Source organism: Flavobacterium zubiriense (genome assembly GCF_041729725.1).
GTDB classification, from domain to species: Bacteria; Bacteroidota; Bacteroidia; order Flavobacteriales; family Flavobacteriaceae; genus Flavobacterium; species Flavobacterium zubiriense.
The window spans coordinates 46417-67218 of sequence record NZ_JBCFQL010000016.1 but is presented as its reverse complement, the minus strand read 5'-3'; the positions used below and the strand labels follow the sequence as shown (position 1 = coordinate 67218).

The 20802-nt window shown below is 34.5% G+C and carries 17 protein-coding genes; 7 read left to right on the top strand and 10 right to left on the bottom strand.

The annotated features are described in order from the left end of the window. Window positions 1-9: 9 nt before the first annotated feature. From AAGV28_RS14165 to AAGV28_RS14140, 6 genes are all read right to left on the bottom strand, one after another. The gene (locus AAGV28_RS14165; RefSeq protein WP_373407407.1) at window positions 10-1224 is read right to left on the bottom strand and encodes an aminotransferase class V-fold PLP-dependent enzyme; all 1215 of its coding nucleotides are present in this window, start codon (window positions 1222-1224) and stop codon (window positions 10-12) included. Between the two features lie 218 nt (window positions 1225-1442). Next, entirely contained in the window at window positions 1443-2759 is a 1317-nt protein-coding gene (gene sufD / locus AAGV28_RS14160) for a Fe-S cluster assembly protein SufD (RefSeq protein WP_373407406.1), read from the bottom strand. A 72-nt stretch (window positions 2760-2831) separates the two neighbouring features. After that, entirely contained in the window at window positions 2832-3584 is a 753-nt protein-coding gene (gene sufC, locus AAGV28_RS14155; RefSeq protein ID WP_373407405.1) for a Fe-S cluster assembly ATPase SufC, read from the bottom strand. Window positions 3585-3635: 51 nt separating this feature from the next. After that, window positions 3636-3983 carry a four helix bundle protein gene (locus tag AAGV28_RS14150; RefSeq protein ID WP_373407404.1) on the bottom strand — a complete coding sequence of 116 codons (348 nt, stop codon included), beginning with the start codon at window positions 3981-3983 and terminating at the stop codon, window positions 3636-3638. A gap of 35 nt (window positions 3984-4018) precedes the next feature. Next, a complete protein-coding gene (sufB, locus tag AAGV28_RS14145) occupies window positions 4019-5467 on the bottom strand; it encodes a Fe-S cluster assembly protein SufB (protein ID WP_373407403.1) in 1449 nt (482 codons plus the stop codon). 80 nt (window positions 5468-5547) lie between these two features. Then, window positions 5548-5877 carry a HesB/IscA family protein gene (locus AAGV28_RS14140; protein ID WP_373407402.1) on the bottom strand — a complete coding sequence of 110 codons (330 nt, stop codon included), beginning with the start codon at window positions 5875-5877 and terminating at the stop codon, window positions 5548-5550. A 174-nt stretch (window positions 5878-6051) separates the two neighbouring features. On the opposite strand from AAGV28_RS14140, the gene AAGV28_RS14135 reads away from it, so the two are divergent. From AAGV28_RS14135 to AAGV28_RS14115, 5 genes are all read left to right on the top strand, one after another. Further along, window positions 6052-7014, top strand: coding sequence for a YjgN family protein (locus AAGV28_RS14135; protein ID WP_373407401.1), 963 nt, complete (start codon window positions 6052-6054; stop codon window positions 7012-7014). 4 nt (window positions 7015-7018) lie between these two features. After that, window positions 7019-8086, top strand: coding sequence for a M48 family metallopeptidase (locus AAGV28_RS14130; protein WP_373407400.1), 1068 nt, complete (start codon window positions 7019-7021; stop codon window positions 8084-8086). 88 nt (window positions 8087-8174) lie between these two features. Beyond that, a complete protein-coding gene (locus AAGV28_RS14125; protein ID WP_373407399.1) occupies window positions 8175-9035 on the top strand; it encodes an MBL fold metallo-hydrolase in 861 nt (286 codons plus the stop codon). Between the two features lie 76 nt (window positions 9036-9111). Next, window positions 9112-10734 (top strand): S8 family peptidase, encoded by a 1623-nt coding sequence (locus tag AAGV28_RS14120; RefSeq protein ID WP_373407398.1) that lies wholly within the window; start codon window positions 9112-9114, stop codon window positions 10732-10734. 60 nt (window positions 10735-10794) lie between these two features. After that, window positions 10795-12681: a M1 family metallopeptidase gene (locus tag AAGV28_RS14115; protein WP_373407397.1), complete on the top strand. Its 1887-nt coding sequence runs from the start codon at window positions 10795-10797 to the stop codon at window positions 12679-12681. 518 nt (window positions 12682-13199) lie between these two features. Here the strand turns inward: AAGV28_RS14115 and AAGV28_RS14110 are convergent. The 4 genes from AAGV28_RS14110 to AAGV28_RS14095 form a co-directional block, all read right to left on the bottom strand. Beyond that, a complete protein-coding gene (locus AAGV28_RS14110; RefSeq protein WP_373407396.1) occupies window positions 13200-13694 on the bottom strand; it encodes a hypothetical protein in 495 nt (164 codons plus the stop codon). Between the two features lie 2 nt (window positions 13695-13696). Continuing rightward, window positions 13697-14443, bottom strand: coding sequence for a hypothetical protein (locus AAGV28_RS14105; RefSeq protein ID WP_373407395.1), 747 nt, complete (start codon window positions 14441-14443; stop codon window positions 13697-13699). A 349-nt stretch (window positions 14444-14792) separates the two neighbouring features. Continuing rightward, entirely contained in the window at window positions 14793-15260 is a 468-nt protein-coding gene (locus tag AAGV28_RS14100; protein WP_373407394.1) for a hypothetical protein, read from the bottom strand. Between the two features lie 3 nt (window positions 15261-15263). Further along, window positions 15264-16487: an RHS repeat domain-containing protein gene (locus AAGV28_RS14095; RefSeq protein WP_373407393.1), complete on the bottom strand. Its 1224-nt coding sequence runs from the start codon at window positions 16485-16487 to the stop codon at window positions 15264-15266. A 208-nt stretch (window positions 16488-16695) separates the two neighbouring features. Between AAGV28_RS14095 and AAGV28_RS14090 the strand changes: the two genes are divergently transcribed. Then, window positions 16696-17346: a hypothetical protein gene (locus tag AAGV28_RS14090; protein ID WP_373407392.1), complete on the top strand. Its 651-nt coding sequence runs from the start codon at window positions 16696-16698 to the stop codon at window positions 17344-17346. After that, a complete protein-coding gene (mfd, locus tag AAGV28_RS14085) occupies window positions 17339-20713 on the top strand; it encodes a transcription-repair coupling factor (protein ID WP_373407391.1) in 3375 nt (1124 codons plus the stop codon). Before AAGV28_RS14090 ends, mfd begins: the two co-directional genes overlap by 8 nt. Window positions 20714-20802: the final 89 nt, after the last annotated feature.

Below are 20802 nucleotides of genomic sequence, written 5' to 3'. Positions count from 1 at the left end.
AATTTCGTTTTATGATAACATTAATTGTGCTTTTTTGACTGCTTCCACTAAGACATCAATTTCTTCTTTTGTATTATAAAAAGAGAACGAAGCTCTTATGGTTCCTGGGATTTCGTAGAAATTCATAATTGGTTGTGCACAATGATGACCTGTACGTACAGCAATTCCTAACTTGTCAATAATAGTACCAATATCATACGGATGAATTCCTTCGATATTAAACGAAACAACTGAAGTTTTTGCTGCAGAATTTCCATAGATACGCAAACCTTCAATTTCTAATAAACGCTTCGTTGCATACGCTAACAATTCTAATTCTTGTTGTTGGATGTTTTCAAAACCTACTTCATTCATGTAATCAATGGCAGTTCCTAGAACAATTCCTCCAGCAATATTAGGCGTTCCTGCTTCAAATTTATGAGGCAATTCGGCATAAGTAGTTTTTTCGAAAGTCACTTCCTTAATCATTTCGCCCCCACCTTGATAAGGCGGTAATTTATTTAGCCAAGCTTCTTTTCCATACAAAATTCCAGTTCCTGTTGGACCACACATTTTATGTCCTGAAAAAGCATAAAAATCGCAATCCAAAGCTTGAACATCGGGTTTTAAATGCGGCACGGCTTGGGCTCCGTCGATTAATATTGCAGCACCTACTTCATGCGCTTTATCAATCATGTATTTGATAGGATTGATAATTCCTAAAGCATTTGAGATATGATTTACCGTGACAATTTTGGTCTTAACCGAAAGTAACTTGTCATATTGGGACATAATCAACTCTCCGTTTTCATCCATCGGAATGACTTTTAGAGTAGCTCCTGTTTTTTCGCATAACATTTGCCAAGGCACAATATTGCTATGGTGTTCTAAAGCTGAAACCAAGACTTCATCGCCAGGTTTTAAAATAGAAGCAAATCCATTGGCAACCAAATTAATCCCAAAAGTAGTTCCTGAAGTAAAAAGTACTTCATGAGCGTGTTTGGCATTAATATGATGTTGAACTTTGCCACGAGCAATTTCATAAGCATCAGTTGCTAATTGGCTTAAAGTATGCACGCCACGGTGAATATTAGCATTAATCTCCTGATAATATTTTGCAATGGCGTCAATAACCACCTGAGGTTTTTGCGAAGTAGCTCCGTTGTCGAAATATACTAAGGGTTTTCCGTTTACTTTTTCGTTAAGAATAGGAAAATCGGCTCTTATTTTTTGAATGTCTAACATAATTATGTTGAAAAGATGGTATTACAAAAGTACTAAAACTAAAATTGTTTTTTGCTGCAATTGTTCGTTTTGATTGATTGTAGTATCAGTTTAATTTATGGAAAGATTTTTCTATAATAAAAACCAATATTACTTAATCGAAATTTCATAAAACGACAAAAGGCACAAAGTTTAATTATTATACTTTGTGCCCTTTGTGTAAAATGGAGTAATTAAAACTACAAATCAAATCCTAATTTCACGCCTAATTTCATAGCGATGATGGTTGTAATTCTTTGTTTTAATTCTGGTATTTTAATGTTTTCAATAACGGCATTAGAAAACGCATACATCAACAAAGCTTTAGCTTCTTTTTTAGGAATTCCGCGTTGTTGCATGTAGAATAAAGCAGTTTCGTCTAATTGCCCCACAGTACAACCGTGAGAACATTTTACATCATCAGCAAAAATTTCCAATTGCGGTTTTGCATTGATGGTCGCTTTGTCACTCAATAAAATGTTATTGCTTTTTTGGAACGCATTCGTTTTTTGCGCTTCTTTTTCTACATATACTTTTCCGTTAAAAACGCCTGTAGAGCGATCAGAGAAGATTCCTTTATAATCTTGGAAACTCTCACAATTTGGCTCAGCATGCTTTACTAAAGTGTAGTGGTCTACGTGTTGCTTGTCGCCAATAATGGTTATTCCGTTTAACGTACTTGTCAATCTTTCGCCATAATGGTAAAAATTCAAGTTGTTTCTGGTTAGGTTTCCACCAAAAGAAAAAGTATGAACCGAAGCGTGACTTTCTTTTTGTTGCGAAACGTAAGTGTTGTCAATTAGATTGGCTTGGTGATTGTCATTTTGAATTTTGTAATAATCCACAATGGCACGTTTTTGAGCAAATATTTCTGTAACCGAATTGGTTAAAACAGGATTGTCGCTTAAACTTTGGTGACGTTCAATAATTTGCACATGAGAATTCTCGCCTACAATTACTAAGTTTCTAGGCTGAACCATTAATGCTGATTCGTTTCCTGTTGAGAAGTACATGATCTCAATAGGTTTATCGGCCACTTTGCTTTTTGGAATGTTGATGTAAGCTCCTTCACAAGCAAAAGCGGTGTTTAATGAAGTTAAACTATCCTCTTTATTGGCAATTTTGTTAAAATAGTTATCAATAACCATTTTGTATTTTGGTTTTGTCAATGCCGAAGACATCAAACAAACATCGATTCCATCGTGAGTAGTGGAAGAGAGGTGAGAGCTAAATATACCGTCAATAAAAACCACTTTATACGTATCGATTTCGTGAATAAAGTATTTTTTTACCTGGTTGAATTCTACTGCACTATCTTTTTTTGGAAAAACTGTAAAGTCATTTTTTAGAATGGCATTTAGCGAAGTATATTTCCAAGCTTCGTCTTTTTTAGAAGGGAAGCCTTTTGTTTCAAAGTTTTTTAGAGCCGAAGTTCGTACATCATGAAGTTCAGACTGAACATCAACGCGTTCTTCAAAGGCCATGAACGATGAGATTAATTTTTCTTTTAATTCCATTTTTGTAGTTATAAGTTAGGAGTTATAAGTTAGGAGTTTTGCAAACTGCAAACTGTAAACTGCAAACTAATTTTACGCTTCTTGTTCTTGTTTAATCCAGTCGTATCCTTTTTCTTCTAATTCTAAAGCCAGGCTAGCATCACCAGATTTTACAATTTTCCCATTGTATAATACGTGAACAAAATCAGGAACAATATATTCTAATAATCTTTGGTAGTGCGTAATTACTATAACAGCATTTTTATCGCTTTTCAATTTGTTTACTCCATTAGCAACAATTCGTAAAGCATCAATATCCAATCCAGAATCGGTTTCATCAAGAATAGCCAGTTTAGGCTCTAACATTGCCATTTGGAAAATCTCATTACGTTTTTTCTCTCCACCAGAGAAACCTTCGTTAAGAGAACGTGATAAAAATTTTCTATCAATTTCTAATAATTCTGATTTTTCACGAATTACTTTCAGCATTTGGTTAGCGGGCATTTCTTCCTGACCGTTAGCTTTACGGGTTTCGTTGATAGCTGTTTTCATGAAGTTTGTTACCGAAACTCCTGGAATTTCAACTGGATATTGGAACGAAAGAAATACTCCTTTGTGTGCTCTTTCTTCAGGAGCTAATTCAGAAATATCTTCGTTTTCCAATAGGATTTCACCTTGGGTAACATCAAAATTTTCGTTTCCAGCAATAATTGCCGAAAGGGTACTTTTTCCAGCTCCATTTGGTCCCATTATCGCATGAACTTCTCCTGCTTTTATTTCTAAATTAATTCCTTTAAGAATTTCTTTATCACCTATCGAGGCGTGTAGATTTTTTATTGATAACATCTTTTTAATTTGAAAATTAGTTAATTTGGAAATTTTAAAATTCCAATATTGCTATTTTTGTTTTGACGTAATTATTATTTTATTTACAATTTTTGAAATTGTAGAAAGTTGTTCAATTAAATTATCAACGTCAGGATAATTATTTGAAAACTTACATAGTTGTAGCCAATATGTTGTTTCTTCTATTTCTTTCGCCGAAATTTTAAACTTATGAATAAAATCAGCTTTACTTTCGGCGTTTTGTGCTTCTCTGATATTTGCCCCAATTGAAGTGCCAGATTTTAAGAGTTGATTTGCAATTACAAACTTTTTGTTTTCTTGTAAATCATCACAATATTTGATGATTTCTAACGCAAATTTAAAAGTTAGTGTTACAATTATGTTCTCTTTGTTTTCCATTTACAAATTTTCCATTTAGTAAATTTTCAAATCGACTATCCTACTGATCCTTCAAGAGAAATTTCTAATAATTTTTGCGCTTCAACGGCAAACTCCATTGGCAACTTGTTTAATACATCTTTACTGAAACCATTTACAATTAAGGCAATGGCTTTTTCAGTTGGAATTCCACGTTGGTTGCAATAGAAAACCTGATCTTCACCAATTTTAGATGTAGTTGCTTCGTGTTCTATTTTAGCCGTTGGATTTTTACTTTCGATGTAAGGGAAAGTATGTGCTCCACAATTGTTCCCCATTAATAAGGAATCACATTGAGAAAAGTTACGAGCATTATCGGCTCTAGCGCTAATTTGCACTAATCCTCTATAGCTATTTTGCGATTTTCCAGCCGAAATACCTTTAGAAATAATGGTTGATTTAGTGTTTTTTCCTAAATGAATCATTTTTGTTCCCGTATCGGCTTGTTGGTAATTATTTGTTACAGCAATCGAATAGAATTCACCTACTGAGTTGTCTCCTTTTAAAATAACGGAAGGATATTTCCAGGTTATCGCTGAACCCGTTTCTACTTGTGTCCAGGAAATTTTAGCATTGTTTTCGCAAATTCCTCTTTTGGTTACAAAATTATAAACCCCACCTTTTCCTTCTTTGTTTCCGGGGAACCAGTTTTGAACGGTAGAATATTTAATTTCGGCATCTTCAAGAGCAATAAGCTCCACTACTGCAGCGTGCAATTGGTTTTCATCACGACTTGGAGCAGTACAGCCTTCTAAATAGGAAACATAACTACCTGCATCGGCAATAAGTAATGTTCTTTCAAACTGACCTGTTCCCGCTTGATTGATACGGAAATAAGTTGAAAGTTCCATTGGACATTTTACGCCTTTTGGAATATAACAAAAAGAACCGTCAGAGAAAACAGCCGAATTTAAAGCGGCATAAAAGTTGTCTTTTTGTGGAACAACAGTTCCTAAATATTTACGAACTAATTCAGGATGTTCTTTGATGGCTTCAGAAATACTCATGAAGATAATTCCTTTTTCACCCAATGTTTTTTTGAATGTTGTAGCTACCGAAACCGAATCTACTACAATATCCATTGCCACATTGTTCATCATTTTTTGCTCATCGACAGAAATACCCAGCTTTTTGTACATTTCCAAAAGTTCTGGATCAACATCGTCAAGCGTTTTGTTTGGGTCTATTGTTTTTGGTGCCGAATAATAAGAGATTGCCTGAAAATCAGGTTTGGTATACTGTACATTGGCCCATTCTGGTTCTATCATTTCTTCCCAGGCCCTGAAGGCTTCAATGCGCCAATCGGTCATCCATTGAGGTTCCTCTTTTTTATGTGAAATGGCACGAACAATGTCTTCATTTAGCCCAATAGGAAACGTCTCCGATTCTAGATTGGTGTAAAATCCGTACTCGTACTCTTTCGTTTCGAGTTCGATTTTTAAATCGTCTTCTGTATATTTACTCATTTTTTTTGTCTTAAAGTTTTAAAGTCTAAAGTTTTAAAGTCATGCTAAGTCTTTCGACTTTATGACATTTGGCTTTATGACTATAGAGAGAATGATTCTCCACAACCACAAGTTCTCGTTGCATTTGGATTATTAAAAACAAAACCTTTTCCGTTTAATCCACCTGAGAATTCAAGAATAGTTCCGGCTAGATATAAGAAAGATTTTTTTTCTACAGCAATAGTTATATCGTTGTCTACAAATATTTTGTCGTCTTCTCCTTTGTTTTTGTCGAATTTTAAATCGTAGGATAAGCCCGAACATCCGCCGCTTTTAACACCTACTCTTACATAATCTGTGGCGGCATCAAAACCATCATCTTTCATCAAGTCGATGATTTTCTTTTTGGCAGTATCAGAAACCTTTATCATTGTGTGTTGATTTTGTCTAAATTAACTGCAAAGATAAGGCATAAAAACGGTAATGTACAATAGATAACATTTTTATAACCAATCTGTAAATAGAAATTATTTATTTTATTTCATTTAGTAAAAAAAATAGTATATTTTTATGCGCATTTTTTAACCTAAAAAAAATTTTAAATTATGGAAAACCACCTAGAAATGAATCAAAATTACCAACTTGAATTCAACGGAAAAGGCAGTGATTTTTTTGGAATCATCATCGTCAACTGGCTACTCACCATTATTACACTTGGGATTTATTATCCCTGGGCAAAGGCTAAACAACTTCAGTTTATGTATAGTGCTACTTCTTTAAATGGAGATTCTTTTGCATTTCATGGAACTGGAAAAGAGATGTTTAAGGGGTTTGTTAAGGTAATTGGATTTTTTGTTTTAATTGGTGTAATTGCTTATATATTAGTTGATTTGTTTAATAATCCTTTACTTGGTCCTCTATTATTTTATGGTATATTAATTATTTTGTCACCAATTGCCATTCACGGTTCTTACCGTTACAGAATGTCTCGTACTTCTTGGAGAGGAATTCGTTTTGGATACAGGGGAGATAGAAAAGAGTTTATAATGTTGTTTTTCAAATGGATATTTTTTACCATAATTACACTTGGAATTTATGGTGCTTGGATGGCAATTAATATGCGTAAATATCTATTAGGAAATGTCCGTTTTGGTGATGCTGAATTTCATTATGATGGTGATGGAGGTGAATATTTTATGCTTAATCTAAAAGGCTATTTTTTAACCATTATTACTTTAGGAATCTATAGTTTTTGGTGGCAGAAAGATTTGTTTGAATATTATGTAAACAATTTGAATTTAAAGAAAAACAATGAAAAAATTAATTTTACTTCAACAGCATCAGGAGGTGATTTTTTTGGTTTAGTGATGGTTAATCTTTTTATTTTAATTTTTACTCTTGGCTTAGGTTATGCTTGGGTAGCAACGCGCACTATGAAGTTTATTTTTAATCATGTAGCCCTAGATGGCAATTTTGATTTGAACACATTGACCCAAACCGAAGAAAATTATAAAGACGCTACAGGTGAGGATTTAAGCGATTTCTTAGATTTAGATGCTGTAATGTAATTTTATGAAAAAAAACACAATAGCTTTTTTCTACGATGGAAACACCTCTGTTCCGCAACAAATTGATTTAGTGTTAGTGGAATCAAAAGGTGTTTTTTGTTTTCAATCGAATGATGGAGTGAATCACAATTGGGTAATTAAGAAAGTTACTTTTAGCAAGAGACCATCTGGAATACACTTAGAGTATGGAGTTGAATTAATTCAGCATATTAAAATAGAAGATGCTAATTTTATCCAAGCCATTCAGGATTTTAGAAAACAAGAAGGACAAATAAGTGTGTACCAAAAACTTATTGATTTAGGTACTGCTTTGCACTTAGTGATTGCAGTACTAATCATGGGAATCATTGGACTTTGCTACTGGTATGTAATTCCTTGGGTAGGCGAAAAATCAGTTGCATTAATCCCAACTGAATATGACAACCAACTAGGAAATTCAGCTTGGATTAGCAACGAATATTTTGTAACTGTAGATTCGTCTAAAACTAAAATATTAAATGATTTTGCTCAAAAATTAGATTTAAAAAACACAAAGGAATTAAAATTCACAGTTGTAAAATCAGATGAAGTAAATGCCTTTGCATTACCTGATGGCAACATTGTTGTTTTTACAGGAATTCTTAAAGAAATGAAAAATTACGATGAGCTTGTAGGTTTGCTTGGTCACGAAGCATCACATGTCAATAATAGACATTCAATGAAAATGCTCTGTCGAAGTGTATCCGGATATTTATTTGTTTCACTTATTTTAGGTGATGCCAATGGAGTAATGGCGGTTATTGGAGATAATGTAAACAGTTTGCAGTCGCTTTCGTTTTCTAGAGAATTTGAGCATCAAGCTGATTCAGATGGTTTTAAAATATTAGCAGCAAATAAGGTAAATCCCGAAGGAATGTCTAATTTGTTCAAACGATTACAAAAACAGCATTCCGTTTCGATTCCAGAGTTTTTAAGCTCACATCCGATTACAGAAAACCGAATTGATTATATTGAAAAAATGATTAAAAATCAAAAATTTCAAATAGCGGCTAATCCACAATTAGAAAAATTGTTTGCCGAATTAAAGCAATAAAAATTTTCGGAATAAAAAGGTACTGATTCAACAATAGAACTACAATTATTTAGTAGTTTTATTGTTGAATCTTTTATTTTGTACTCTAATGAAACTTTACCCCATAGAAACAGGAAATTTTAAATTGGATGGAGGCGCTATGTTTGGTGTAGTTCCCAAAACAATTTGGAACAAAACCAATCCAGCCGATACTAATAATTTAATTGATATTGCTGCTCGTTGTTTGTTAATAGAAGACTGCAATCGGTTGATTTTGATTGACACTGGAATGGGAAATAAACAATCGGAGAAATTTTTTGGCTATTATTCACTTTGGGGAAGTCACTCCATGGATCAATCCTTGGCACAATTTGGTTTTCATCGCGATGATATTACTGATGTGTTTTTGACCCATTTGCATTTTGATCATTGCGGAGGTTGTATTCAATGGAACGATAATAAAACAGGCTACGAACCTGCTTTTAAAAATGCTAAATTTTGGTCGAATGAAAATCATTGGCAATGGGCTACCGAACCCAATTCTCGTGAAAAAGCTTCTTTCCTGTCCGAAAATATTTTGCCCATGCAAGAAAGCGGTCAGTTGCATTTCATCAAAAGAAATGAAGGCGATTTTCTGGAAAAATCAGAATTGGATTTTGGAATTTTCTTTGTCGATGGACATACCGAAAAACAGATGATTCCGCACATTCAATACAAAGGAAAAACCATCGTTTTTTGTGCTGATTTGTTGCCAACAGCTGGGCATATTCCTCTTCCGTATGTCATGGGTTATGATACCAGACCGTTATTAACCATGGATGAAAAAGCAAAATTTTTAAACGCAGCGGCCGATAATAATTACTATTTGTTTCTGGAACACGATGCACATAACCCAATAATTACCGTGAAGCATACCGAAAAAGGAGTGCGCCTGAATGAAGTTTTTTCTTGTCGGGATATCTTAATCTAGTGTTAATCCTTATTTTTTTTCGAAAAGAAAAATTATTTTTAATCTATATTTGAAACGCACTAAATAATTAATATACATGAATACGATAAAACCGATCTGTCTTTCTTTATTATCTGCTCTAGTTTTAGCAGGATGTGGAGCACAAAAATTACCAAATTATAAATCCATAACCCAAATAACGGCTCCAGTAAATGTTACCAAAAAGCAGCCTTTAACTGAAACGCAGTTAAAGCGTTGGAGTCATTATGATATTATAAAAGATACGGTTCCAGGAATGAGCGTGGATAGGGCTTATGCCGAATTATTGAAAAATCGAAAGTCAGAAAAAGTAATTGTTGGAATTGTAGATTCGGGAGTAGATATTGAACACGAAGATTTAAAATCGGTGGTTTGGACTAATCCTAAAGAAATTCCCGGAAACGGAATTGACGATGACAAAAACGGTTTTATTGACGATATTCACGGATGGAATTTTCTGGGTGATATTACCAAAGAGCATTTAGAATACGAAAGAATCATTAAAGACAAAACTTTAGTGGATGGAGCTACATATCAAGAAGCAAAAAAACTCTACGATAAAAAAATAGCCGATGCACAGACCGAAAAGAATTATTATGCCACTCTGATTACTCAATTGACGAATGCAGATGAGAGTCTTCAGAAACAATTAGGTAAAGAAATTTATACAGCCAATGATTTAGAAGCGATTGAATCTAAAGACACTTTGATTCAAAAAAGCAAAAATGTTATGCAAAGAATGCTTTCTTATGGTATGCCTATTGCTGATTTGAAAAAAGAAATTCAAACTCAAATAGAAACGAAAGACGAACTCTTAAAACAAGAAAATTTAGCTGTAGATTACAGAAAAGTACTTGGAGATAATCCAAATGATATAACGGATGTTGTTTATGGTAATAACAACGTTATAGGGCCAGATAAAAAAGAAGCGCTTCATGGAACTCACGTAGCTGGAATTGTTGCTCAAGTAAGAAACAATACTATTGGTGGAGACGGAATTGCAAATAATGTAGAAATCCTTACGGTTCGCGCCGTTCCAGATGGAGATGAATATGACAAAGATATTGCTTTAGCCATTCGTTATGCCGTTGATAATGGAGCAAAAGTGATCAATGGAAGTTTTGGAAAAGCTTTTTCGCCACATAAAAATTGGGTTTTTGACGCTATTAAATACGCTGCTAAAAAAGATGTTTTGATTATTCATGCCGCAGGAAATGACGCGAAGAATATTGATTTTTATGATAATTTTCCTAATGATTCTGAAGACAGAAAAACAGAGATTTCAGATAATTTAATCACTGTTGGAGCTTTGAATTTTGAATACGGAGAAAATATTGTGGCACGTTTTTCTAATATTGGAAAAATCAATGTAGATGTTTTTGCTCCAGGTGTAAAAATCTATGCTTCGACTCCTGAAAACACCTATAAATTTTTGCAAGGAACATCGATGGCTGCGCCAAATGTAGCTGGAGTTGCGGCATTAATTCGCTCTTATTACCCAAAATTATCTGCCTCGCAAGTCAAACATATCTTGATGGAATCTGGGGTAGTAATTGATAAAGATGTAGTTGTGGGTGGTAAATTGAATGATGTACGCCCTTTTAATGAATTGTCCAAAACAGGAAAAATGGTAAACGCATACAATGCTATTTTAATGGCTAATAAAATGGCTAAAAAATAATTTAGAAAGGCATTAATCTAATGGAAGGACAAATGTTCTTCCATTTTTTATTATATAGCAATGAAAAAAATCTTCTTACTGACGTTAATTTTATCCAATGTCTTTCCTGTAATCGCTCAGGATGCTTCTTATTGGCAACAAGAAGTTGATTATAAAATGGAAGTATTCATGGATGTGAAAAACTTTCAATACAAAGGAACACAAGAATTGATTTATACCAATAATTCTTCGGATACTTTGAAGAAAGTGTATTATCATTTGTACAACAATGCTTTTCAACCGGGAAGTGAAATGTCCGTTAGAGCACAAAATGTTAGTGATGCCGATGCTAGAATGGTGAAAAAAACGAAAGTTAATGGCGTAGAGCTAAGAGAAAACCGTATTGAGAATTTGAAACCTGACGAAATAGGATATTTAAAAATTAGCAATTTTAAACAAGACGGTGTTGCCGCTACAACTAAAACCATTGGGACTATTTTAGAAGTTATTTTGGCAAAGCCAATTCTGCCCCATTCTAAAACTACTTTTACATTGAATTTTGACGGACAAGTTCCGGTTCAAATTCGTCGTTCGGGAAGAAATAATTCAGAAGGAGTGGCATTGTCTATGGCGCAATGGTATCCAAAAATAGCCGAATTTGATTTCGAAGGTTGGCATGCTGATCCCTATATCGCCAGAGAATTTCACGGAGTTTGGGGCAATTTTGATGTAAAAATCACCATTGATAAAGAGTACGTTCTAGGAGGTTCCGGCTATTTACAAAATCCTAATACTATAGGTCATGGTTATCAGGAAAAAGGAGTTGAGGTAAAATACCCAAAGAAAACTAAAAATCTAACTTGGCATTTTGTTGCACCCATGGTTCACGATTTTACCTGGGCTGCCGATCCTGATTATGTACATGATGTAGTCAAAGGGCCGAATGATATAGACTTGCATTTTCTATACAAGAACAATCCAAAAATAATAGAGAACTGGAAAAATTTACAACCTTTAATGGTTAAAGCAATGGATTTGTTTAATCAGAAAATTGGCAATTATCCGTACAAACAATATTCTTTTATTCAGGGTGGCGATGGCGGAATGGAATATGCCATGTGTACTTTGATTTTAGGAAACGGAACGCTTCAGGGAATTTTTGGCACTGCCACGCATGAATTGGGACATTCCTGGTTTCAGCATATTTTAGCTTCTAATGAGTCAAAACACGCCTGGATGGACGAAGGTTTCACGACCTATGTAGAGAATGTAGTGACCAATGAAATGGCGGTTAAAAAAGTAGAAAATCCGTTTAAACAAAACTATGTGGCTTATCTCAATTTAGTGAATTCTGGCAAAGAGCAGCCGCAAACCACGCATGCTGACCGTTATGATGAAAACAGACCGTATAGTATTTCATCCTACATTAAAGGCAGTATTTTCTTGTCGCAGTTGGGCTATTTAATTGGGGAGGATAATTTAGCTAAGACGATTAAAAGGTATTATCAGGAATTTAAATTCAAGCATCCTACGCCAAATGACATCAAACGAACTGCCGAACGTGTTTCGGGAGCTGAATTGGATTGGTATTTGACCGATTGGACTGAAACCACTAATACCATCGATTATGGAATTACCGCGGTTAAAGAAAATGGCCAAAATACGATAGTCAGTTTAGAAAGAATCGGTAGAATGCCGATGCCTATTGATTTACAAGTGGAATATCTAGATGGAACAGTAGAAAGTTTCTATATTCCGTTACGAATGCTATTTTTTGAAAAAGAAAATCCATCCCGAAGCGTCGGGACTGAAATTAAAAGAACGGTTTTAACTGATTGGGCTTGGGCAAATCCGAAATATGAATTCAGTATCGGGAAACCTAAAAGCACAATTAAAAAAGTAACCATTGACCCAAGTGGCTTAATGGCTGATGTGAAATTGGATAATAATGTTTTTGAGGTGAAGTAAGTTTTTGCGTTAGTGGTTGAAGTGAAAATCCTTTTGTTTTTTTCTTTAAAAAACAAAAGATTGAAACGAAAAACCCCGATCGCGCAGTTTTACCACACAATCGTTAGCGCAGGCATTTGCCTGTGCCCGAAAAGATTGTCAAAACAAGTTTAATACTATTACTTCTAGTTCATTATCCAAACTTGCATAATTTCTGGCAGAACTAAAATGATAATCTTCTGATAAATTAAACAAAAAAGTTATAGCTTTTTAGGCTACAACTTTTTTGCTGTTTTTGCTCCTCTTTGTGGGCACAGGTAAATGCCTGCGCTAACGTTTGCCTACATGCGACAAGTTCGAGCGATCGGGGTGTAGTGTAAAATAGTAATAAAATAAAAATTTTATTATTCATTAAGTCTATTAAATAAAAGTAAAATTGATTTAATAACTAACAGGTATCATTGAAACGTTTTTAAGTAATTATAGTCAATATCACTTAATTTAAATTTGATCAACACTTTACAAGATGAGCCATTTTTTTAAAAACTTAAAATCCAAATAGCAATAATAATAACCGTAATACACAATGCGCTAAAATTATATTTTCTTTTTTCCCCTTTATTCCATTTTTCAAACTTATCGAAATACTTTATGTATTTATCTTTTTTAAAAACAAACGCATAGCATACCACTGTCGATAAAACCCCAAAAACTACAAAATGACTCGTTTTCAAATATTCCGCTGTGAAAGACTTATAAATTAAACTGAAAACGCCAAAGAAAAAGAAAAATAATAATACAAATAAAAAACCACCTGCAACAGTTATACTCAAACCATTCTTTTTGTTTCCGAAAGCAGTGTCTATTTCTTTTTGAATATTTTTTACACCCTTTTTTTCAAGCCTTTTTTTTACAACAGGAATTTCGGCTAATAAACGAAAAGGATTTACTTTATTGGTCAGTAAATGCAATTTGTAATGTGCTTTATAATAACAAAAATGAACTATGTTTAAATAAAATTCTATTATTTTCATAACTATCTGTTGTGATAAAAATTAACCGATCTTCCACCTATGAATCCTCCAAAGTAACCTCCACCAAAACCACCTATAAATCCTCCTGCAATTGCTCCTACTGCCGCACCAGGTGGACCTCCTATCATTCCCCCAATTATACCGAAACTATATGCTCCAGCTTCTGCACCAGCCCATCCACCAATTATACCTCCTGTGGCACTTACAGCTGCACGTTGTGCATTATAACCAAAACGTTTTCCATCTAATTGATAGGCATTGTATGTGTCTATACCGCTAAGTAAAACACCCGCTCCTAATGCTGCTCCTCCAGCCCATTTGTAATTACTTGCTGCTACATAAGCTCCTGCACGGCTACCTGTATATTGATTTCCTCCCCAAGAGTTATTATAATACTTACCATTCTTACCGAGCCATTGATTACCTGGTGTTGCAGTAGTTTCTAAAGCTCCAAATATACCACCCCCTATATCTAAGATAGTACTTGTATTACCTTCTTTATCTTTCCCTCCACCACTAGTATCACTTTTAGGTTTAATCACAGGCTCATTTTGATTAACACCGTTTTTCTTATCATTATCATAACCCCAATCAGTGTCAATCTTATAACCAAACATTATCGATGAGTTCTTTGAAGCGGTTCCCCAATCTCCTGTTACTTTGTATTGATCGTAAGTTGATTTAAAATAACTCAACCCATTAAGCAATAAAGCACCCCCTATTATCTGCGTTCCAGGAATAAACAACATAATTGTTCCTGCAACTACTTGTAATCCTGCAACTAAATCTTTCCATCCAAGTTTTATCTTTTCCCCGATCGCGCAGTTTTACCATACTACAATCGTTAGCGCAGGTATTTACCTGTGCCCGAAAAGATTGTCAAAACAAGTTTAATACTATTACTTCTAGTTCATTATCCAAACTTGCATAATTTCTGGCAGAACTAAAATAATAATCTTCTGATAAATTAAACAAAAAAGTTGTAGCTGTTTTAAGGCTACAACTCTTTTACTGTATAAGCTCATTTTTATAGGCGCAGATAAAATAAGCTGCAACTAACGTTTGTCGACATGATATAAATCTGAGTAATCTACTTTTCTAATCCTCTTTGAACTCAATCTGCCAGTTCATTCTATTTAAATCATCGATGGTTAAATAATACTTTTTATCATAGATATTATTCTTAAATATTTCCTTCCAACCGTATTTATCCACACTATGTTTATAAATAAAAAATAATCTTATTTTCTTGTCACTACTGGATTCAAAGTATAAATCCCAATTATTAGGTTTATCATTACTAGGTGTTTTAACATTTGGGGCTATGTCTAAAAACACAAATGCTTTAATCCTTCCTTCTTTTGTATATATATAATTTTCTTTATATTCAAAATCATCATAGTTTCCTAAAAAATTCACACTATCATTTGATGAAATAACGGTATAAATCGTCTTATTAGAATTATTATATATAATTAAATTTCTCTTATCCAATCTATCCATACAACTTACTAATATAAAGAAAGCCAAAAAAGCAAGAAATATACTTAATCTATTGTTAGTCATAATTTAATTTTTGAGATATTGTCTAAATATAGAATTTCTTATTGTTAAACTAAGGTAATTTGAATTCACTTCGTTTTCTTTGTCGAAACCTTTCGGAAATCCAAAATAATAGTAAGCATATGTACTTGCTTGTATCTCTGCCCAATGTTTTGCATGCTCAGTTTGATTATTGAATATGGCATTAAAGAAACTTGAAGGAGCAGCATATACATTATACCATATAGGATTATACTTTTCTTGGAGAAAATGTCCGTATTCGTGCATTAAAAATCGCCCTGACCATGAATTTAATCCTTCATTTTTATAGCCTTCCCATATAGAGCGAGGCACATTAATTGACCCTGCAAAATATGACCCTCCTCCAAAAAACTCAGGTATAATTTTAACAGGTACTCCATAAAAATTATGGACATTATTACTGACTGGACCATATGTGTTTTGTACCAAATTATCTAAAAAATTACCTCCTTTACCTTTCCCACCACCATTACTATCACTTTTAGGTTTTACAACTGGTACAGTACCAATATTTTGATTAAATGTTTGTCCATATGGATTTGTAAATTCAGTTCCAAAGTAATCTCCAGCTTTACTAATTCCAAATACCCCCACACTTGGAATAGCTATACCTGTTTTTAAAGTAACGGTAAACAATCCAAAAGCTTGGCCACCAGCTAAACCTGCACCTACCACTTCGCCACCTATGGCTCCTATGAGTGCACCTGTTCCTATACCTGCCCATGTTTTTCCACTAGACCAATCCCATTTGGTTGGATTCCAGTTTTTATTAGCTTTAGAGCCTCCAATGTATCCTCCTATTACCGCACCAACAATTATCGCTGCAATAAAGAATTCTCCGTCTTTATCCGTATATTTAAAGGGATTGTTGACACAATATGCATATCTGTTAAAACTCTGAGTGTTATCAGGTTCTTGCACATGATTATCAGGCTGTAAAAAACGATGCAACTTAGCATCATACAAACGTCCATTCATGTGTATGAGTCCCACGCTTTGCAAATGCTCGTGACCTGTGTAGCCTCTATCCAGTATAGTAAGACCACTCAATGTATTACCTGCTCCATCTTGTGCCAATACATTTCCCCAAGCATCAAACAATCGTTTTTCCAGTACTTGTCCAGAAGCATCGCTAATGGCAACAATACTGCCTTGGTAATCCCGTTGTAAATATAAATAATTTTGAGTTGTACCATCACTTTTTAACACTATAGGCGCAGTGTAGCCATCACCACCTATGTAAGTGATAAACTCTGTTACTCCAGATTTCAGCTTTTTTGCATTGCATAGCAGCGCTACGGAATAAAAAAACAGATGAAATATGGGTCAAAAAGACCATTTTGTAGCCAATTGGAAAAAGTTTAAATCACTTCAATATCAATTTACTTTGTAACTTTGCGGTTTAATGAAAATACCGATGAAATATAAACTATCCTACTTTCTTTGTTTGCTTGTCTTAATGATTTCTTGTAAGGGAGAAGACAATCAAAAAAGAATTGCCGAAAATGCCAAAGATGCTCAAAAGAAGAAAATCATTTTTGAGAACATAAAAAAAGGCTGGGATTTTTACGATGAACCTATTAATGAAGCTACCGAAGAAGGCGTAAAAACCTGGAACGAATTGCGTTTGTTTATTCAGGAATTAGCACAAAAACCTAAGAAAACAATAAGTGCTTACCAGCAAAAATCGACAGCCATTTCTAAGAAAGCTATGGCTTTGAACAATAATCTTCCGGAATTATTCAATAAACCACAAATAAAAAGCCGTATATCGGTTTTGATAACCAAGGTTCGTTTGCTCGATATGTTTATTCATTTAGACGATATTCCAGATAAAAAAGTGGTGCAATTAGTGGGCGAAATCAACAAAGAATTAGCCACTTTGCAACGTCAAATGGATATTATTACCGAGAAAAGTAAAATTCCAGTGGAGGAAGGTGAAGACGAAATGAGAAGAATGTTATTGGATTCAGCACGTGCCATCCCTAATTCAATGATGCCCAATCCATCCGTTATTCCAGCAAGTACAAGAGCAATAATTAACCCAAACACCCCAAGAGTTGAGTAAATCTGCCTTATATACCCTCTACGAAACTTCGCCTAAAACACAACAAATTGTTGCTTCGTTACAGGAAAAGAATACAGCAAAACTGCATTTTAGCGGTTTGCTGGGTTCGGCAGTTTCTTTTGTTATTCGTTCGGCGTTTAAAAAATCAGAACTTCCTTTTTTAGTTGTTTTAAATAATAAAGAAGAAGCAGCGTATTATTTGAATGATTTGGAACAAATGATAGGTGAGCAGGATGTGTTGTTTTATCCGGGTTCGTTTCGTCGTCCGTATCAGATTGAGGAGGTTGATAATGCCAATGTTTTGCTTCGTGCCGAAGTATTAAACCGCATTAATTCCCGTAAAAAACCGGCTGTAATTGTTAGTTATCCCGAAGCCTTGTTTGAAAAAGTAGTGACACGTCGCGATTTAGATAAAAACACCTTAAAAGTAAGCGTTGGCGATAAAATTTCGATTGATTTTATCAATGAAGTTTTATTCGAATATGAATTTAAAAGAGTCGATTTTATTACCGAGCCTGGAGAGTTTTCGGTTCGTGGAGGAATTGTCGATGTATTTTCTTTTTCGAATGATAATCCGTACCGAATTGAATTTTTTGGTGATGAGGTCGAAAGTATCCGAACTTTTGATGTGGCAACGCAATTGTCATTGGCACAACAAAAGAAAATCACGATTATTCCCAATGTAGAAAACAAGATTTTTCAGGAAAATAGAGAAAGTTTCCTGGATTATATTTCGGAACAAACGGTTATTTTTATTCAGGATACTGAAGATTTGTTATCGCAATTAGACCGACAATTTGCGAGAGCCGAAGAAGCTTTCGAGAAATTATCTAAGGATATCAAACACGCTACTCCGGAGCAATTATTCCTGGATCAAAAAGCATTTGTAAAACGGGCGCTGGATTTTTCGGTTGTAGAATTTGCTTCAAAAGCCATTTTTAGAACCACTAAGAAATTCGAATTTCACATTCAGCCGCAGCCATCGTTCAACAAGCAGTTTGATTTGTTGTTGAATAATTTGAGCGAGAATCATTTTAACGGTTATAAAAATTATTTATTCTGTTCAAATGATGCGCAGGCAAAACGTTTTCATGATATTTTCGAAACGCTTGACGAGGCAAATTCTGAGAATATTCGCAAGCAATACAACACCATAGTTTTGCCGATGTATCAGGGTTTTATTGACGAAGAAAACCAAATTTCATGCTATACCGATCATCAAATTTTTGAGCGTTATCATAAATTCAGCATCAAAAACGGCTATTCGAAAAAACAAAATATTACGCTTAAAGAATTAACCACACTTTCGGTGGGCGATTATGTGACGCATATTGACCACGGAATTGGAAAATTTGGCGGATTGCAAAAAATCCAGGTCGAAGGGAAAACGCAGGAAACGATTAAGCTCGTTTATGCCGATAATGATATTGTGTATGTGAGTATTCATTCGCTACACAAAATTTCGAAATACAACGGAAAAGACGGAACACCCCCAAAAATATACAAATTAGGCTCGAATGCCTGGAAAGTTTTAAAACAAAAAACCAAGGCCAGAGTCAAACATATTGCCTTCAATTTGATTCAATTGTATGCCAAAAGGCGATTGGATAAAGGCTTCCAATTTGCACCCGATAGTTATTTGCAAAACGAATTAGAAAGTTCATTTATCTATGAAGACACGCCAGACCAAACCAAATCAACTCAGGAAGTAAAAGCCGATATGGAAAGCGATCGCCCAATGGATCGTTTGGTGTGCGGAGATGTAGGTTTTGGAAAAACCGAAGTCGCTATTCGTGCGGCTTTTAAAGCGGTGGACAATAGCAAGCAAGTAGCGGTTTTGGTTCCCACAACCATTTTAGCGTACCAACATTTTAGAACTTTTTCGGAACGATTAAAGGATATGCCGGTTACAATTGGCTATTTGAATCGTTTTAGAACCGCCAAACAAAAGGCTGAAACCTTAAAGCAATTAGCCGAAGGGAAATTAGATATTGTGATTGGAACGCATCAATTGGTGAACAAAAATGTGGTTTTTAAAGATTTAGGTTTGCTGATTGTGGATGAAGAGCAAAAGTTTGGAGTAAACGTAAAAGACAAACTCAAAACTATTGCTGCCAATGTGGATACCTTGACTTTGACGGCAACGCCAATTCCGAGAACCTTGCAGTTTTCGTTAATGGCAGCGCGTGATTTATCGGTAATTACAACGCCTCCGCCCAACAGATATCCTATTGAAACCAATGTAGTCGGTTTTAGTGAAGAAATTATTCGTGATGCCATTTCGTATGAAATTCAGCGAAACGGACAGGTTTATTTTATCAATAACCGAATCGAAAATATTAAGGAAGTGGCTGGAATGATTCAGCGTTTGGTTCCAAATGCCAGAGTTGGAATTGGTCACGGACAAATGGATGGCAAGAAACTCGAAGAACTGATGTTGGCTTTCATGAACGGAGAATTTGATGTTCTGGTAGCTACAACCATTATCGAAAGTGGATTGGATGTGCCGAATGCGAACACGATTTTCATTAATAATGCCAATAATTTTGGACTTTCTGATTTGCATCAAATGCGTGGTCGTGTAGGTCGAAGCAATAAAAAAGCGTTTTGTTATTTTATTTGTCCGCCTTATTCGGCAATGACCGAAGAAGCCAGAAAACGTATTCAGGCTTTGGAACAATTTAGCGAACTCGGTAGCGGATTTAATATTGCGATGAAAGATTTGGAGATTCGTGGTGCCGGAGATTTATTGGGTGGAGAGCAATCTGGTTTTATCAATGAAATAGGTTTCGATACGTATCAAAAAATCATGAATGAAGCCATCGATGAATTGAAAGAAAACGAATTCAAAGATTTGTATCCAGTAGAAAACGATATTGAAACCAAGGAATACGTAAAAGATTTACAAATTGACACTGATTTTGAATTGTTATTCTCAGATGAATACATTAACAATATTTCGGAACGTTTGAATTTGTATAACGAACTGAGCGCTATTAAAAACGAAGAAGAATTGGTTGTTTTTCAAAATAAACTGATTGACCGTTTTGGTCCTTTGCCTCCGCGAGCGAATGCTTTAATGAACAGTATCCGCATAAAATGGGTAGCCACCCGAGTGGGAATCGAAAAATTAGTCATGAAACAAGGAAAGATGATTGGCTATTTTGTTTCCGATCAACAATCTGATTTTTACCAGTCGAATCGTTTTCATAAAGTATTACAGTTTGTTCAAAAGCATTCCTCAATTTGTAAAATGAAAGAAAAACAAACTGCTAACGGTTTACGTTTGTTGCTGACTTTTGATAACGTAAAATCGACAAGGAGAGCATTGGAGTTGATGGAGCTATTGGGTGGGAAAGAGGTTTAAGAATTTGAATTAAGAAACATTTTATTATAAAGGGTACTGTCTGAAAAAAATAATCTTCCAGTCTTGAAAAAAGCTGGAAGATTATCGTT